The sequence below is a fragment of the Streptomyces caelestis genome (assembly GCF_014205255.1).
Lineage (GTDB): Bacteria > Actinomycetota > Actinomycetes > Streptomycetales > Streptomycetaceae > Streptomyces > Streptomyces caelestis.
In genome coordinates, this window is sequence record NZ_JACHNE010000001.1 from 3630965 (window position 1) to 3647366 (window position 16402).

A 16402-nucleotide genomic window follows, 5' to 3' on the forward strand; every position below is an offset into this window, starting at 1 on the left:
TGTCGATCACTTACGGAACGTAGTTCGCTGCTGTTCATCGGCCGCTCCACCCGCCCCGACGAGGCCCGTGCGCACGCCAGTCAGCCGGTCCGCGAACCGCCGCATCTCCCGCTGGCCCACCGTCCCGATGACCCCGGGCAGATATCCCCGCACGCCCTGCATGCCGCGCAGCCACCACTGCCCGTAGACGTGACCGGAGCGCCGCTCGATCCCGGCCACGAGCCGGTCCACCGCCGGGCCCAGCGGATACGTCTTGTTGGACGGCCAGGGCAGCCGCTGCCTCAACTCCCGCATGACGTCGTCCTGGTCGGCCCCGCGCACCATGTCGGTGTCGGTCCACGACAGATACCCGACGCCGACCTTCACGCCCCGGTAGCCGACCTCGGCGCGCAGGCTGTGCGCGTACGCCTCCACACCGGACTTGGACGCGCAGTACGCGGTCATCATCGGCGCCGGGGTGATCGCGGCGAGGGACGCGATCTGAAGCAGATAACCCCGGCTCTGCAGCAGCATCGGCAGGAAGGCGCGGGCCGTCACCGCCGAGCCGACCAGGTTCACCTCGATCACCCGCCGCCAGGACTCCGGATCGGAGTCGGCGAACGGACCGCCCGTGGCGACACCGGCGTTGGCGACGACGATGTCGACCCGGCCGAAGCGCTCCTCGACCTCCCGCGCGACCCGGGCCATCGCCTCGTGGTCGGTGACGTCGGCGTGCCAGTGGTCGCTGTCGCTGTGCAGCCGGCCGGAGACCTCCTTGAGCGCGTCCGGTTCGAGCCCGACCAGCGCGATCTTCACGCCACGCGCGGAGAGCTTGCGGGCCAGCAACTCCCCGACGCCGCGCGCCGCCCCGGTCACCACGGCGACCTTCCCCTCCAGGCTCACCCTGCTCATGCGCTCTCCTCGGATACGACCTGGATGTGTGTGTGGACGAGTTCGCGTATCTTCCCGGTGACCAGCTCGGGCGCCTCGACCGGCGTCATGTGGCCGATGCCGGGCAGCTCGGTCAGCCCGGTGCAGTGCGGCAGCGCTTCGGCCAGGGCCCGGGCCTGCACCGGCGGCGTCAGCCGGTCCGCCGTGCCGACGACCACGGCCGTGGGCACGTCCAGCTCCCGCACGCCGTGGTCGAGGTCGAGCAGGTCCAGCACGTGCGACCAGGAGTAACGGACCTCGCGGGGGCAGGCGTGCACGATGCGGGCGCAGGCCTCGACCATGTGCGGGGCCGAACCCGGGCCCATCGTCCCGTACTTGAGGATCCGGCGGGCCAGGGGCGTGACCGGCCCGAGCGGCGCCCGCGAGCCGAGGATCCGCCGGGTCAGCCAGGTGCGCAGCCGCCCGGGCCGCAGGGGGACGACGGTGGAGGCCGCGACCAGCCGCGAACTGCCGGTGCTGCACAGCAGGACGGCGGCGGCGTGCTCGCGGAAGACGGTTCTCCCGGAGGCCGCCTTGACGGTCATGCCGCCCAGGGAGTGCCCGGCGATCACGGCCTGTTCGCCGGGCGCGAGGGTGGCTTCGAGTACGGCTTGAAGGTCGTCGGCCAGGGCGTCGGTGGTGCACGCGGGGTTCGCGGGGCTGCGTCCGTGGCCGCGCTGGTCGTAGGCGATGACCCGGTGGTCTGCGGCCAGGTCGCGCATCTGGGCCGCCCAGAAGGCGGTGGAGCAGGTCCAGCCGTGGGCGAGGACGACGGCGGGCGCGGCCTCGGGCCCGTGGATCTCTACGTGCAGCCGGGCGCCGTCAGCCGATACGGCGGTCAGTTCGCGCGCGGGGGCGGGCGGGGCGTAGGGGCCGGAGTCGACGGACAGGAGGCGGCTCACGCGTCCACCCCGGCCTTCTGCTCGGCAGCCCTCTCGGTCTTCGCCGCCGGGGTCCGCAGGACGTCGTACTCCGCGAGGTGCACCCGTCGCGTCGCCCGCCGGAACTCGGCTGTCGTACCGGGCCAGATGGTGGTGTTGCGGCCGCTCGCGTCGAGGTACCAGCTGGTGCAGCCGCCGGTGTTCCACACGGTCCGCTTCATGCGCTCCTGCACCCGGTGGTTCCAGACGCGTACGGCGCTCGGCCGGGCGTCGAGGGCGACCCGGCCGCCGAGGACGTCGAGTTGGCGGACGAAGTCGGCCAGGTAGTTCAGCTGGGACTCGATCATGAGGATCATCGAGGAGTTCCCGAGGCCGGTGTTGGGCCCGATGATCGTCATCCAGTTGGGGAAGCCGGCGGCCGAGGCGCCGCGCAGGGCCTCCATGCCGCCCTTCCAGGTCTCGGCGAGGGTCCGTCCGTCGGCGCCCACGACCCGCTCGGCGATGGGCATGTCGGTGACGTGGAACCCGGTGCCGAAGACGATCGCGTCCACCTCGGCCTCGCTGCCGTCGGCGGCGACGAGGGTCGATCCGCGGACCTCGGCCAGCCCGCTCGCGACGACGTCGACATTGGGTTGTGCGAGCGCCGGGTAGTACTCGCTGGACAGCAGGATCCGCTTGCAGCCGATGCGGTAGGCCGGGGTGAGCTTCGCCCGCAGGGCCGGGTCCTTGATGGCACGGGCCATGTTGCGCTTGGCCAGCCGCTCGACGAAGCCGAGTTCGTTCGGGCGCTTGGTGAACGCCTGGACCTGCAACTCCCGGATGCCCCACAGCAGTCCGCGCCGCAGCTGCGAGGTGACGGGCAGCTGCCGGTGGAGCCACCGCTCGGCGTCGCTGATGGCCCGGTCGATGCGGGGCATCACCCACGGCGGCGTGCGCTGGAAGAGCGTGAGCCGCGACACGTCGGGCTGGACGGCCGGCACGATCTGGATGGCCGAGGCCCCGGTCCCCACCATCGCGACGCGCTTGCCGCGCAGGTCGTAGTCGTGGTCCCAGCGGGCCGAGTGGAAGACCTTGCCCGGGAAGGAGTCCAGCCCCGGGATGTCCGGCACCTTCGGATCGGACAGCGGCCCGGTGGCGGACACCACGACATCCGCCGACAGACTCCCGCTGCTGGTCTCGATGTCCCAGCACAGCCGCTCGGCGCTCCACGTCATCCGCTTCACCTCCGAGTCGAAGCGGATGTGCGGCCGCAGCCGGAACGTGTCCGTCACGTGCTCCAGGTAGGCGCGGATGTGCTCCTGCCCCGAGAAGGCGCGCGGCCAGTCGGGGTTGGGCGCGAAGGAGAACGAGTACAGATGCGACGGCACGTCACACGCGCACCCCGGGTAGCTGTTGTCCCGCCAGGTCCCGCCGACACTGCTCGCCCGCTCCAGGACGACGAAGTCGGTGACGCCCTCGCGACGCAGCCGCACGGCGGCCCCCAGCCCGCCGAACCCGGACCCGACCACCGCGACCCGCACATGCTCGCGTTCGTGTTCGCGTTCGCCCATGCCGACACCTCCACACACCACGAGAACCGTGCCAGTGAACACTGGCGCAATGGGAGAGTAGGGCAGTGGCGTACTGATGGGTAGGGGGCGGTCGAAGAAAGTTACCCTCGGTACGCCTTAAGGTGCCCAGGTGGCCGAGAAGCGTGAATACCGCATGGAAGAGCTGGCCCGCCTGGCCGGGATCACGGTGCGCACCCTGCGCTTCTACCGCGAGCGCAAGCTGATCCCGCCACCGCGCCGCGAAGGCCGCATCGCCTGGTACGACGACCACCACCTGAACCGGCTGCGCACGATCACGGCCCTGCTGGAACGCGGCCACACCCTCAGCGGTATCGCGGATCTGGCGGAGGCCTTCGACCACGGCCGGGACGTCGGCGACCTGCTCGGCGTCGGCGCCCCCACCGAGGAGGAGCCGGTCCACCTCACCCCCGAGGAACTCGCCGACCACTTCGCGGGCGAGGCCACCCCCGAGAACCTCGCCGCCGCGATGGAGCTCGGTTATCTCGGCACCGACGGCGACGAGATCGTCCACATCAGCCGCCGCCTTCTGGACGTCTCCTCGGCCCTGGTCCGCGAGGGCATCCCCCTCGCGGAGGTCCTCAACGCTGCCAGGCAGGTCCGCACCCACGCCGACGCCCTCGCCGAACTCTTCACCGGCCTGGTCCTGCGCCACGCCTCCGAGTCCGACCTGCCCCGCCTGCGCCCGCTGGCCCGGAGCGTGGTGGAGGCGGAGCTGTCCCTGGCGATGGACCGCAGGATGCCTCGGAACGGCTGACGTCCGAGCCAAGCGCCTGGCGCCCTCTCCGACGCGCCGCGGGCGCTGCCGGGGGCTATGGCGCTGGGAGCTCCCGCGCCATGCCCGTCACTGTTCGAAGACCACGGTCACAGGAGCATGGTCCGACCACCGCTCCTCATGACTGACCGCTCGCTCCACGATCGCCTTGACAGCCCGCCCCGCAAGGCCGGGCGTGGCCGCAGCCAGGTCGATCCTCCATCCCGCGTCGTTGTCGAAGGCGCGCCCCCGGTACGACCACCATGTGTACGGCCCCTCCACATCCGGGTGCAGCGCACGCACGACATCGACGTACCCGCCGTCCGCGGGACCGAAGACCTTGGACAGCCACTCCCGCTCCTCGGGCAGGAACCCGGAGTTCTTGGTGTTGCCGCGCCAGTTCTTCAGGTCGGCCCGCTGGTGGGCGATGTTCCAGTCACCGCAGACGAGCACCTCGCGCCCCTCGGCGGCGGCCCGCTCCCGAAGCCCCTTCAGATAGGCGAGGAACTCGCCCATGAAGCGCTCCTTCTCGTCCTGCCGCTCGGTGCCGACCTCACCCGAGGGCAGATACAGGGAGGCGACGGTGACCCCCGGCAGCTCGGCCTCCACATACCGCCCACTGCCGTCGAACTCGGCGGAGCCGAACCCGACCCGGACCCGGTCGGGCTCACGCCGGGTGTACAGGGACACCCCGGCCCGCCCCTTGGCGGCGGCCGGCGCGTGCACCACGTGCCAGCCCTCGGGGTCGCGGACGTGTTCGGGCAACTGCTCCGGCTCGGCGCGCACCTCCTGGAGGCACAGCACATCGGCGTCGGTCCGCGCGAGCCACTCCACGAAGCCCTTCTTCGCGGCGGCACGCAGCCCATTCACATTCACAGAGGTCACAGTGAGCAAAACACTCTCCAGAGCACAGGAAGACTCAGGCACGTTACTGGACGGCAGCGCCCTCCCTTGCTGGCGCCCAAGGGTCCGTCTCCCACACGGATGCGCCTCGCCGCAGACGACCATCATCCGTCTGGGTGGCGGACGTGACGGCGAACACTAGGCCATACCGGCCCGACCAACAGCGTGGCCAGCACGTATGCCAGCCGCGCGCCCCGCCGTACGCCGAACGGCGGCAGAAGCCGCCAATACCTCACGGCGTGAACAACACCGCCCCATGACCGGCCCCAGATTGTCCATGGGCGTTGGGGCCGCCGACCGCATCCCCCGGTGGGAATCGACTGGCGGCGACCGCGGGCAGCTCCTCGAGGACGGAACCCGCGCCCCTGTACGCCGCCACTATCCGCTGGTCGCCACCACTCCGAACCGGTGCAGCCCGTCAGCCACCTCGACGAAGCCACCCCGCCCATCACCCACGCGTCCGCATGAGGTGTCCCGGGAGTGGCCTGTATCGACACCAGCGCCGCGAGTCTTCGCAGCCAGTTGCGGCAGGACGGGCACTCATGCCTCGCCCACGCCATGAACGACGTCGCCGACGGCATCCGTTCCGTGTCGAGCGTGTTCGCCGTCGGCCGCCTTCTCCTACACGAGTCGTGCGAGGGACTGCTCACCGCGCCGAGGGATACTGCGACGACCGGAGCCCCCATGCCTTGCGGTACGCCGTGCACTCCGCTCGCCCGTGTGGCTTCGCCTGGTCACCACCTCCACCGCGACCGCGGGACCCTGATCGTTCGCCCCGCGTCCCAATTTCTGATGATCAGTGTGCATCGGGCCCATCCGATCACCGAGACAGCCCCGTACAAGGCTCCCACGGCTGCGTAAAGTTCGGGCACTACCTGCATGAGCCCAAGCGTCAACGTCACGCCCGCTACCAGCAGCAAGACTGCGTTGATGCGCCGCTTGCGACGGCAGACACGCACATACTGATGGGCTCTGCGCTGCGACTCTGCCCTCTGAGCGTCCTCCGCGTCGAGGATGCGCTGCCGCCGCGCATCCCAGCGGCGGTCCACCTCCACCGACTCGGGATCCCGCGGCGCGGCAGGTGAGTTGAACACCACGTCGCCATGGATGGCGCCGGACTGCACCACCGGGCCTCTGACGTTGCCCCTCAACTCATTATGCGTGGACGGCTGTTCACTCATGCGTCGGAAGATACGCCAGCGCCGATCAGGCGCGCCATGGCCGCGCTGAGCGAGCGAGTCATCGTGCATGGCTGGTCGGCACTCCGCAGGAACATTCCGGCGCACCAAAGTGCAAACCATGATCGGCCTCGCCACCGCAGCCCCGTTCACCGTCGACGTCGCCAGCATCCCCGAACCGCCGTTGGTGTCGGCTCCGCGCTCGCCGTCGCCACCAGCTCCTACACGTACGGGGCGTTCCTTGACGCCGTACAGAAAGCTTCTGCCGTCGTAGCTTGGGGCCGGTGGACAAGCGGGTACTGGATCGACGCCGACGAGGCCGAGCGCCGCTGACGGATCCGGCTGGGGTTCCGGTGGCATCGCGATCCGGCCAGGGCCCTCATCGATCTTTGTGCTGGTACGCACACTCCGGACACCGTCGGGATCGGAGCGGAATGCCTCGTCGAAGGTGAAACGGCACCTCGCGGGTCGGCTGATCAATAGATCACTACCGGCATGGGCCGCCTGCCGCATGTCAGACGCAGAGTTACCCACGTTGATCGAGGTCACAGTGAGCACCCGGGCACAATACCGGCACACTGGACGAGGTCCAGTTCCGGATCGCATACGGTACGGCCATGCACATACGCCGGGTCTCCTTCGACCACCCCGACGCCGTGAAACTGAACGACCAGGTCCAGGCCGAGTACGCCGTCCGCTACGGGGACGACGGCGACGCGACGGTCATGGCCGTGTCGGACTTCGAGCCGCCGAACGGCATCTACCTGATCGCGTACGACGAGTTCGGTACCCCCGTCGCCTCGGGCGGCTGGCGGGCTCAGGACGCGAACGACGAGGGCAATCTGGACGGCGACGCCGAGGTCAAGCGCATGTACGTGATCGACCAGATGCGCGGCCGGGGCCTCGCCCGCCGCATCCTGGCCGCCCTGGAGGAGGACGCCCGCGCGGCCGGCCGCACCCGCATGGTCCTGGAGACGGGCCTCAAGCAGCCCGAGGCCATAGCCCTGTACACGTCCGGCGGCTACGAGCCCTGCGCCAAGTTCGGCTACTACCGGCACTACGAGTCGAGCCGCTGCTTCGCGAAGAGCCTCTGAAGGCTGGGGAACAGAGCAGAGCCCCTGCCGGCTTTCGCCGACAGGGGCTCGAAGCTGCGTGGACCTGAGGGGATTTGAACCCCTGGCCCCCTCGATGCGAACGAGGTGCGCTACCGGACTGCGCCACAGGCCCTTGCAACGAGTGAAACTTTAGCACCCCGATCGGCCTGCTTGGAAATCCGTTCCCGACGGGCGGCCGAGGGGCGGTCACCTGCGGCTTCGCGGGCTACTCGTTGGCGGCCCGGGGCCGGTCCCCGTCCTCGTACTGGTCGAACAGGGGCGTGCGGCCGCGCTCCCGTGCCCGCCGTGCGGAGGCCGCGCGGCGGGCGTCACAGCGCCCGTCGCCGTCCGCCCTCTCCTGGGCCCGCTCCGCCCCGTCGGGGTCCGCGCTGTCGGCGGGGACCGCCCCGTCCTCGTGGTCCGGGGTGACGGTGCTGGACCGCGCGGAGCTCCAGGTGTCGGGGGCTCCGAGGTCCACGTCGCTGGTGGCCCGGGGTGCGACGGGTGCGGTCACATAGGTCGGCAGGGGCACCGGCACCGGCTCCCAGCTGTCGCCCTGTCCCGGCCGCCGCTGCCGCTCGCGCTGCTGGTCGACCCACTCGGCGTGGTCGGTCTGCTCGACGAGGGCGCGCCGGTCCGCCGCGAGGGCCGACAGGCCGGGGTCGGTCGCCGGCTCGGGTCCTTCCTCCGGGTCGTCGGCCGCTTCGTCGGCGGAGACGCGCCGGCGGGGCTGCCGCTGGCGCTCCCGCAGCCGCTGCGCCGCGGCCTCGGCCCGGCGGCGGTCCATCTGGTAGGCGAAGCGGCGGCGCTCCTGGGAGCGCAGGTACGCGATGTACACGCTGAGCATGACGGCGGGCACTCCGGGCGCCCACAGGAAGGCCAGCCCCCCGACCGCGGCGACGATCGCGCCGAGGGTGAAGGCGAGGAAGAGCATCATGGTGGTGCGCCGGCGGCGCGCGAGCACCTTCGAGCGCCGGGCCCGCGCTGCGGCCGCCTGGCTCGCCTGGCTCGCCTGCGGCGACGCGTCGCGCCGGGCGACGGGCACACGTCGCCGCCCGCGGGCGCCCTCCGCGTTCGGTCCGGGCGCCGGGCGGGCCGGCTGCTCGGGGGCGGGCGACGGTACGGGTGCCTGGGTCTGCGGACGCGTCTTGGACACGGCGAAGGCCCGGACGTCCACCGAGTCGGTGACGGCGTCCAGGTCGTCGGCGCCCTGCTCCCCCTCCTCGGTGGAGCGCGCCCGCAGGTCCCTGGCGTACCGGCGCTCCATGGCCGCCTTTCCGGACAGAAGCCGGATGGCGGTGCTGAAGCGTTCCGTCGGACGGGCCTCGTTCAGCTCGTCCTGCCTACGGAGCCACATCGGCACCAAGTAGGCGGCCCAGGCCCCGACAATGACTGCGTAGATGAGGCCGCTGCTGCTCACGCCTCACACGGTAGAGGGGTTTGCGTGAGGCCATCTGCCAATTGAGCCGGTGTGTCGCACGATCTGGCTGATATTTCGAACTTTTTTTGTGACCGATGCGATCAGCAGACCACCGAGGCCGGGAATGCATTGCCCCGAGACGGTCACCGGCCGATCAATTTCGAACAAGTATTCAATTTCCGGGATGGTGCCGCATTCCCGGATTACTCTCCGATCGTGCCCGGTGCCAGCGCCTCAGCAACCCGTCCGGCACCTCTTCCGCCGTGAGCGCGAAGACGAGGTGGTCGCGCCAGGCCCCGTCGATGTGGAGATAGCGCGGCCTGAGCCCCTCCTCGCGGAATCCGAGTTTCTCCACCACTCGGCGGCTGGGCCCGTTCTCGGGGCGAATGCAGACCTCGATGCGGTGCAGCCCGACCGTGCGGAAACAGTGGTCCGTGACGAGCGCCACCGCCGTGGGCATCACCCCGCGGCCGGCCACCGCCTCGTCCACCCAGTAGCCGACATGCCCCGAGCACATCGAGCCCCAGGTGATTCCGGCCACGGTCAACTGCCCCACCAGCCGCCCCTGGTACTCGATGACGAAGGGCAGCATCCGGCCCGCGTTCGCCTCCGACCTGAGGTGGCGGACCATCTGGCGGAAGGTCGGCCGGTGCGTCAGCGGCCCGCCGGGCGTAGGCGGCGGAATGGTCGCCTCCCAGGGGCGCAGCCAGTCGCGGTTGCGCCGGTTGACCTCGCGCCACGCCCGCTGGTCGCGCAGCTTTATCGGCCTGAGGACGATGTCGCCGTCCACCAGCTCGACGGGCCAGGATGGGCTGTTCAGCTCGCACCCCCACTGCCGGGTCTGGGGTGGTCACCGCCGCGGAGCTGCTCGACGGCGTGGACCAGCAGCGGCTCCAGCACCGCCAGTCCGTCCTTCACGCCGCCACTGGAGCCGGGCAGGTTGACGATCAGCGTCCCGCCCGCCACTCCGGCCAGGCCCCGGGAGAGCGCCGCGGTCGGCACCTTCTGACGGCCGAACGCCCTGATGGCCTCGGCGATGCCCGGGACCTCGTGGTCGATCACCCGACGCGTCGCCTCGGGCGTGCGGTCGGTGGGCGAGATGCCCGTGCCGCCGGTGGTGACGATGACGTCGTAGCCGGTCTCGACACCGGCCCGCAGGGCCGCCTCCACCGGGTCGCCGTCGGGGACGACCTGGGGGCCGTCGACCTCGAAGCCGAAGCCCTTCAGGCCGTGCGCGATCAGCGGGCCGCCCTTGTCCTCGTAGATGCCGGCGGCGGCCCGGTTGGAGGCGGTGACGACGAGAGCGCGGTAGGTCATGACCGGCTCCAGTCGCCCGACTTGCCGCCCGTCTTCTCCTCCACCCGTACGTCCGTGATGACCGCTCCCTTGTCGACCGCCTTGACCATGTCGATCACGGTGAGCGCGGCGACGGAGACCGCGGTGAGGGCCTCCATCTCGACGCCCGTGCGGTCCGTCGTCTTCACGGTGGCCAGGATCTCCACCGCGTCGTCCGCGACCGACAGGTCCAGTTTCACACCGGACACCGACAAGGGGTGACAGAGCGGGATCAGGTCGGGGGTGCGTTTGGCGCCCATGATCCCGGCGATCCGCGCGGTCGCGAGGGCGTCGCCCTTGGGGACGCCCTCGCCGCGCAGCAGTTCGATCACGCGGGGCGAGACGAGGACACGTCCGCTGGCGCGGGCGGTGCGCGCGGTCACGTCCTTCTCGGACACGTCGACCATGCGGGCGGCGCCCGCCTCGTCGATGTGCGTCAGGCGGTCCTGCGTAGGGGGGTCCTGCGTGCTCATGCTGTGTGGCGCTCCCGGTCCGGGCCTGCTGTGCGCGACACGGTACCCCCAACCAGCGCCTCTCAGCCGAGCAGGATCACCTCGACCTCGGCGCCGGGCTCGACGGACTCGGTGTCCTCGGGGACGACGATCAGCGCGTCGGCGTGGGCGAGGGCCGCGACCAGGTGGGATCCGGCGCCGCCGACCGGGGTCACCCGTCCGTCGCCGTACGTGCCGCGCAGGAACTGGCGGCGGCCCTTCGGGGAGGTCAGCGCCTTGTCCGCGGTCAGGGTCGCCCGGGTCGTCGGCCGGTGGACGTCCTCAAGGCCCATGAGGGCGCGGATCGCGGGGCGGACGAACAGTTCGAAGGAGACGTACGACGACACCGGGTTGCCGGGCAGGGCCAGCAGCGGGGTGTGGTCGGGGCCGATGGAGCCGAAGCCCTGGGGTTTGCCGGGCTGCATGGCGAGCTTGCGGAACTCGATGCCGCTGCCCGCCTCGTCCTCGTCGGCGACGTGGGACAGGGCCTCCTTGACGACGTCGTACGCCCCGACGCTCACGCCGCCGGTGGTGACCATCAGGTCGGCGCGGACCAGCTGGTCCTCGATGGTGGAGCGCAGGGTCTCGGCGTCGTCGGCGACGGCGCCCACGCGGTAGGCGATGGCGCCGGCGTCACGGGCGGCGGCGGTGAGGGCGAAGCTGTTGGAGTCGTAGATCTGCCCCGTGCCCAGTTCCGCTCCGGGCTGGACGAGTTCGCTGCCGGTGGAGAGCACCACCACGCGCGGACGCGGGCGCACGCGGACCGTGCCGCGGCCGATCGCGGCGAGCAGGCCGATCTGGGGCGGGCCGAGGATCGTGCCGGCCTCCAGGGCGCGGTCGCCGGCCTTCACGTCACTGCCCTTGGCGCGCACATGGGCGCGGGCCTCGGCCGGGCGGTACACGTGCACGTGTCCCGCGGCGCCCTCGGGGCCGAGGCTGCGGGCGCGCATGCCGCGCACCGGGCCCTCGCCGAGCCCGCCGTCGGTCCACTCGACGGGCACGACCGTCTCGGCGCCGGGCGGCAGCGGGGCGCCCGTCATGATGCGGGCGGCCTGGCCGGGGCCCACGTGGAGCAGCTCGGCCTGGCCCGCGGCGACGTCCCCGACGACCTCCAGGGCCGCCGGGAACTCCTCGCTCGCGCCCGCCACGTCCGCGACCCGTACCGCGTAGCCGTCCATCGAGCTGTTGTCGAAGGGCGGCAGGGACACCGGCACCGTGATGTCCTCGACGAGGACGCAGCCCTGGGCGTCGAGCAGATGCAGCTCGATGGGTTCCAGAGGCCGGACGGTGGCGAGGATGTCCTCCAGGTGCTCCTCCACCGACCACAGGTGGTCGGGGCCCGAGTGGTCCTGGCCGGTGACGGGGGGCGCGGCGCTGCTCAACGTGCTACATCTCCTCGGCTACGTACCTGCGAAGCCAGGTCCGGAAGTCCGGGCCCAGGTCTTCACGTTCGCACGCGAGCCGGACAATGGCACGCAGGTAGTCGCCGCGGTCGCCGGTGTCATAGCGGCGGCCCTTGAAGACGACGCCGTGCACCGGGCCGCCGATCTTCTCGTCCTCGGCGAGCTGCTGGAGGGCGTCCGTGAGCTGGATCTCGCCGCCGCGGCCCGGCTCGGTCCGGCGCAGTATGCCGAAGATGTGCGGGTCGAGGACGTAGCGGCCGATGATCGCGTAGTTCGAGGGGGCGTCGGCCGGGTCGGGCTTCTCGACGAGGCCGCTGACCTTGACGACGTCGCTGTCCTCGGTGGTCTCCACGGCCGCGCAGCCGTAGAGGTGGATCTGCTCCGGGGCGACCTCCATGAGCGCGATGACGCTGCCGCCGCGCTGCTCCTGGACCTCGACCATGCGCTGGAGCAGGGGGTCGCGGGGGTCGATCAGGTCGTCGCCGAGGAGGACGGCGAAGGGCTCGTGGCCCACGTGCGGGGCGGCGCACAGGACGGCGTGGCCGAGGCCCTTGGGGTCGCCCTGGCGGACGTAGTGCATGGTCGCGAGGTCGCTTGACTCCTGCACCTTGGCGAGGCGGCCGGCGTCGCCCTTCTTCTGAAGCGCCGACTCCAGCTCGTAGTTGCGGTCGAAGTGGTCCTCCAGCGGGCGCTTGTTGCGGCCCGTCACCATGAGGACGTCGTCGAGACCCGCGGCGACGGCCTCCTCGACCACGTACTGGATCGCGGGCTTGTCCACGACCGGCAGCATCTCCTTGGGAGTGGCTTTGGTGGCCGGCAGGAACCGGGTACCGAGGCCTGCTGCGGGAATGACAGCCTTGCTGATCCGAGGGTGCGACTGAGTCATGCCCGCCACCATATCCGGTGCCTTTGCATGGAATCTGGGGCTCCGGTTCATAGGCGCTCATATGAGCGTATTGCAACGGTTCGGGAGCAACCATTGAGGCACATCGCACGTCCGGGCGAGCCTGACAAGCGGAGTTTGCGGCGCGATCTCCTCGCGATGAGGAACAGGTTGACGGCGGATGACCTGCGGGAAACCTCGGCCGCGCTGGCCGGGCGGGCACTGGAGCTGCCCGAGTTGGCGCGGGCCGGCACGGTGGCGGCGTACGTCTCCGTGGGGAGCGAACCGGGGACACGCGCGCTCCTGGACGCGCTGCGCGCCCGGGGCGTACGCGTCCTGCTTCCGGCGCTGCTGCCCGACAACGACCTGGACTGGGGCGTCTACGAGGGCGAGGGCTCCCTCGCGCGCGTCCAACACGGCGGCAGGATGGCCCTTTTCGAGCCCGCGGGCGAGCGCATCGGGCCGGACGCCGTGACCACCGCCGACGCCGTGCTGCTGCCGGGGCTGGCGGTCGACACGCGCGGGATGCGGCTGGGGCGCGGCGGAGGCTCGTACGACCGGGTGCTGGCGCGGCTGGAGCGGGCGGGGGTGCGTCCCGCGCTGGTGGTGCTGCTCTACGACACCGAGGTCGTCGAGTCCGTGCCCGCCGAGCCCCACGACCGGCCGGTGCGGGCGGTGGTGACGCCGTCGGGAGTGCGGCGGTTCGGGCAGCGGGCCGACTGACACGAAAAGGGCCCTCCACGCGCGCGTGGAGGGCCCTTTTCGGTTTCCGGTGTCAGCGGCTCACGGCTTGAGCACCAGCTTGTCGGTCGTGCCGTCCTCGACCGCCCGGTCCGAGAAGGACCACGGGAGCAGTTCGCCGTCGGCCCACTTGTCCGTCTGGTCGACGTAGTGGGCGCTGTAGGCGTGCCCGGAGGCGCCACTGAGGTTGATCCAGCGGGACTTGTCGAGGTCGCCGAGGTTCACGACCATCCGCATGGACGGCACCCACACCACGCCGTAGCCGCCGGCCGCGTTCCAGCCGGTCGCGTTGACGGTGGCCTGGCCGCCGCTGAGCTCCCAGGGGCCGCGGTTGAGGGCGTACTGGACGAAACCGGGGCCCTCGATACCGAGGGTCTGGTTCTTCAGGAACAGGCGGTGCAGCCGGCCCCAGGTCCAGGTGTCGATGTCCTTGCCGAGCTTGGCGGTCAGCTCCCAGCGGGCGTCGATCATCGCGCGCCGGAACAGCTGGTCGCGGTTGTCGGCGCCGGGGCGGGTGCCCGCCTTGGGCGTCTTCCACCACTCGCTGTCCGGCTGGTCCATCAGCTTGCGGACCACCTCGAACCAGCGGTCGCCGCCGTCGGGCTGCGCCTGGTCCGGGTCGCGCTCGCCGCACTCGCGCACCTTCTCCGCCTCGTCGGCGGGCCCGGTGACGTTGACCGGCTCCACCCACAGGCACTGACCCTTGACCCGCAGCTCCTTGGGCAGCTTGTTGCCGAAGGCGAGCTTGAGGATGTTGCGCCAGACCGCGTTGAAGTAGGCGGCGGCCGCCGAGTCGGTGTCCTGGGTGTAGTCCCAGCCCTCCAGCAGCTTCTGCGCCTCGCGGACGTCCTTGTTCTCGGGGTCGATCTTGAGCAGCGTGGGCACCAGCAGCCGGGCGATCTCGCTGCTGTTGTCCAGCTGCATCTGGCGCATGTCGTCGGTGGAGATCTTGCCGCCGTCCTTGATCTTCGACTGGATCAGGTCGGTGATCCGCTGGCTGCGCGTGCCGTAGCCCCAGTCCTCGGTGAGCGTGTAGGGGTACTTGCCCGAGTCGGTCACGGCCTGGTTGGCGGTGACGATGTAGCCGCGCTCCGGGTTGTACTCGTACGGCAGCGCGTCCTGCTCGATGTAGCCGGTCCAGCGGTACTTGGGGTCCCAGCCGGGCGCCGGCACGGAGCCGTCGTCGTCCTGGGAGCGGATGGGGATCCTGCCCGGCAGGGTGTAGCCGATGTTGTCCTCGGTGTCCGCGTAGATCAGGTTCTGCGAGGGCACGTCGAACAGTGCGGCGGCCTTGCGGAAGTCGGTCCAGTTCTTCGCCCTGTTCATGGCGAAGACGGCGTCCATGGTGGTGCCCGGCTGAAGCGCGGTCCAGCGCAGTGCGACGCCGTAGCCGTCGCCTCTGTCGGGTGCGGCGGTGTCGACGGTGGCCTTCCTGCCGACCTTCACGAGCTCCGCCGCGCGGTCGGACAGCAGGGGGCCGTTGTTCGTCTCCCGGACGACGATCTTCCTGGGCGAGCCGCCGGCGACCTTGATGGTCTCCTCGCGCGTCTCGAAGGGCCTGACCTTGCCGTCGAAGAGGTAGCCGTCGCCGGTGATCTTCTCCAGGTAGAGGTCCGTGACGTCGACGCGGGAGTTGGTCATGCCCCAGGCGATGTCCTGGTTGTGACCGATTATCACGCCGGGCATGCCGGCGAAGGTGTAGCCGCTGACGTCGTACTGGCACGCGCTGGAGACGCTGCGGCAGTGCAGGCCCATCTGGTACCAGACGGACGGCAGCGAGGGCGACAGGTGCGGGTCGTTGGCCAGCAGCGGCTTGCCGGTGATGGTGTGGTCCCCGCGGACGACCCAGGAGTTGGAGCCGATGCCGTCGCCGTTCACGCCGACGGCCGGCGGGAGATCGCTCAGGGCGTCGCTGAGGCCGGTGAGCTGGCTGTCCAGGCCCGAGGTGCCGGAGGCGGTGCCGGACGCCGTGCCGGCCGTACCGGAGGCCGTGCCCGCGGTGCCTGCGGTGCCCGCCGTGCCGGCGGTTCCGCTCGTGCCGCCCTGTTCGAACGCGCCCGTCAGCTCGTCGTACTGGCCCTCCTGGACGATCGCCTTGTTCCGGCTGTACGGGTACCGCGGGTACAGCTCGGCGATCTGCTTCGGGCCGAGGCGGCTGGTCAGCAGGGCGCGGTCGATCTCCTCCTGCATGTTGCTGCGCAGGTCCCAGGCCATCGCCTTCAGCCAGGAGACCGAGTCGACCGGGCTCCACTTCTGCGGCTTGTAGTCGTTGGTGAACCCGAGCGCCGGGTACTCCAGGGAGATGTCCTTGCCGTCCTTGCCCTGGAGGTAGGCGTTGACCCCCTCGGCGTAGGCCTGGAGGTACTTCTTCGTGGCGGCCGACAGCTTGGTGTCGTACTCCTGCTTGGCGACCCGCTCCCAGCCGAGCGTGCGCAGGAACTCGTCGTTGTCGACCTGGCTCTTGCCGAACATCTCCGACAGCCGGCCGGCGGCCATGTGACGGCGTACGTCCATCTCGTAGAACCGGTCCTGCGCCTGGACGTAGCCCTGCGCCATGAACAGGTCCGCGTCGGAGGAGGCGTAGATCTGCGGGATTCCGTAGTCGTCGCGTTTGACCTCGACGGGTCCCGAGAGGCCCTTGAGCGTGAGGGTGCCCTTGGTCTGCGGGAAAGAGGCCCGGACGGTGCTGATGGACCAGTACGCCCCGAAGGCGACGCCTCCGATCAGTGCCAGCACCAGGACGAGCACGAACAGACGTGCTTTGCGCCCCTTTCTCCTGCCGGACTTGCCGGGCTGCTGACCCGTGGAGGCGGTGGTGTTCGGGGGCATCGCTGTCCTTGCT

15 protein-coding genes and 1 tRNA gene are annotated in these 16402 nt (G+C 70.8%); 3 read left to right on the forward strand and 13 right to left on the reverse strand.

Annotated elements, in window-relative coordinates:
• Positions 1-6: 6 nt before the first annotated feature.
• From HDA41_RS16355 to HDA41_RS16365, 3 genes are read right to left on the reverse strand one after another with little or no spacing between them, the layout of a single operon-like run.
• Positions 7-891 (reverse strand): SDR family oxidoreductase, encoded by an 885-nt coding sequence (locus tag HDA41_RS16355; protein ID WP_184984658.1) that lies wholly within the window; start codon positions 889-891, stop codon positions 7-9.
• Positions 888-1811 carry an alpha/beta fold hydrolase gene (locus HDA41_RS16360; RefSeq protein ID WP_184984660.1) on the reverse strand — a complete coding sequence of 308 codons (924 nt, stop codon included), beginning with the start codon at positions 1809-1811 and terminating at the stop codon, positions 888-890. Before HDA41_RS16360 ends, HDA41_RS16355 begins: the two co-directional genes overlap by 4 nt.
• A complete protein-coding gene (locus HDA41_RS16365; RefSeq protein ID WP_184984662.1) occupies positions 1808-3340 on the reverse strand; it encodes a flavin-containing monooxygenase in 1533 nt (510 codons plus the stop codon). Before HDA41_RS16365 ends, HDA41_RS16360 begins: the two co-directional genes overlap by 4 nt.
• Before the next feature lie 130 nt (positions 3341-3470).
• Here HDA41_RS16365 and HDA41_RS16370 point away from each other — a divergent pair, with 130 nt between their 5' ends.
• Complete coding sequence (locus HDA41_RS16370) at positions 3471-4115, forward strand: MerR family transcriptional regulator (RefSeq protein WP_184984664.1); 645 nt, start codon at positions 3471-3473, stop codon at positions 4113-4115.
• 87 nt (positions 4116-4202) lie between these two features.
• On the opposite strand, the gene HDA41_RS16375 is transcribed toward HDA41_RS16370, so the two are convergent.
• The gene (locus HDA41_RS16375) at positions 4203-5006 is read right to left on the reverse strand and encodes an exodeoxyribonuclease III (protein WP_184984666.1); all 804 of its coding nucleotides are present in this window, start codon (positions 5004-5006) and stop codon (positions 4203-4205) included.
• A 743-nt stretch (positions 5007-5749) separates the two neighbouring features.
• Complete coding sequence (locus HDA41_RS16380) at positions 5750-6751, reverse strand: hypothetical protein (protein WP_184984668.1); 1002 nt, start codon at positions 6749-6751, stop codon at positions 5750-5752.
• A 59-nt stretch (positions 6752-6810) separates the two neighbouring features.
• Here HDA41_RS16380 and HDA41_RS16385 point away from each other — a divergent pair, with 59 nt between their 5' ends.
• Positions 6811-7287: a GNAT family N-acetyltransferase gene (locus HDA41_RS16385; RefSeq protein ID WP_184984670.1), complete on the forward strand. Its 477-nt coding sequence runs from the start codon at positions 6811-6813 to the stop codon at positions 7285-7287.
• Positions 7288-7346: 59 nt separating this feature from the next.
• Here the strand turns inward: HDA41_RS16385 and HDA41_RS16390 are convergent.
• The 7 genes from HDA41_RS16390 to galU form a co-directional block, all read right to left on the reverse strand.
• Positions 7347-7420 (reverse strand) — tRNA-Ala (locus HDA41_RS16390).
• Positions 7421-7513: 93 nt separating this feature from the next.
• Positions 7514-8707: a divisome protein SepX/GlpR gene (sepX, locus tag HDA41_RS16395; RefSeq protein ID WP_184984671.1), complete on the reverse strand. Its 1194-nt coding sequence runs from the start codon at positions 8705-8707 to the stop codon at positions 7514-7516.
• A gap of 172 nt (positions 8708-8879) precedes the next feature.
• Positions 8880-9500 carry a GNAT family N-acetyltransferase gene (locus HDA41_RS16400; protein WP_230299613.1) on the reverse strand — a complete coding sequence of 207 codons (621 nt, stop codon included), beginning with the start codon at positions 9498-9500 and terminating at the stop codon, positions 8880-8882.
• Between the two features lie 23 nt (positions 9501-9523).
• Positions 9524-10024, reverse strand: a complete 501-nt coding sequence (locus HDA41_RS16405) for a MogA/MoaB family molybdenum cofactor biosynthesis protein (protein WP_184984673.1) — start codon at positions 10022-10024, stop codon at positions 9524-9526.
• On the reverse strand, positions 10021-10515 hold the full coding sequence (moaC, locus tag HDA41_RS16410) for a cyclic pyranopterin monophosphate synthase MoaC (protein ID WP_184984675.1): 495 nt from the start codon (positions 10513-10515) through the stop codon (positions 10021-10023). Before moaC ends, HDA41_RS16405 begins: the two co-directional genes overlap by 4 nt.
• Positions 10516-10577: 62 nt before the next feature.
• A complete protein-coding gene (glp, locus tag HDA41_RS16415) occupies positions 10578-11915 on the reverse strand; it encodes a molybdotransferase-like divisome protein Glp (RefSeq protein WP_184984677.1) in 1338 nt (445 codons plus the stop codon).
• 4 nt (positions 11916-11919) lie between these two features.
• A complete protein-coding gene (gene galU / locus HDA41_RS16420; RefSeq protein WP_184984679.1) occupies positions 11920-12822 on the reverse strand; it encodes a UTP--glucose-1-phosphate uridylyltransferase GalU in 903 nt (300 codons plus the stop codon).
• A gap of 156 nt (positions 12823-12978) precedes the next feature.
• Here galU and HDA41_RS16425 point away from each other — a divergent pair, with 156 nt between their 5' ends.
• Entirely contained in the window at positions 12979-13542 is a 564-nt protein-coding gene (locus HDA41_RS16425; protein WP_376706794.1) for a 5-formyltetrahydrofolate cyclo-ligase, read from the forward strand.
• Between the two features lie 60 nt (positions 13543-13602).
• On the opposite strand, the gene HDA41_RS16430 is transcribed toward HDA41_RS16425, so the two are convergent.
• A complete protein-coding gene (locus HDA41_RS16430) occupies positions 13603-16389 on the reverse strand; it encodes a penicillin acylase family protein (protein ID WP_184984683.1) in 2787 nt (928 codons plus the stop codon).
• Positions 16390-16402 lie beyond the last annotated feature (13 nt).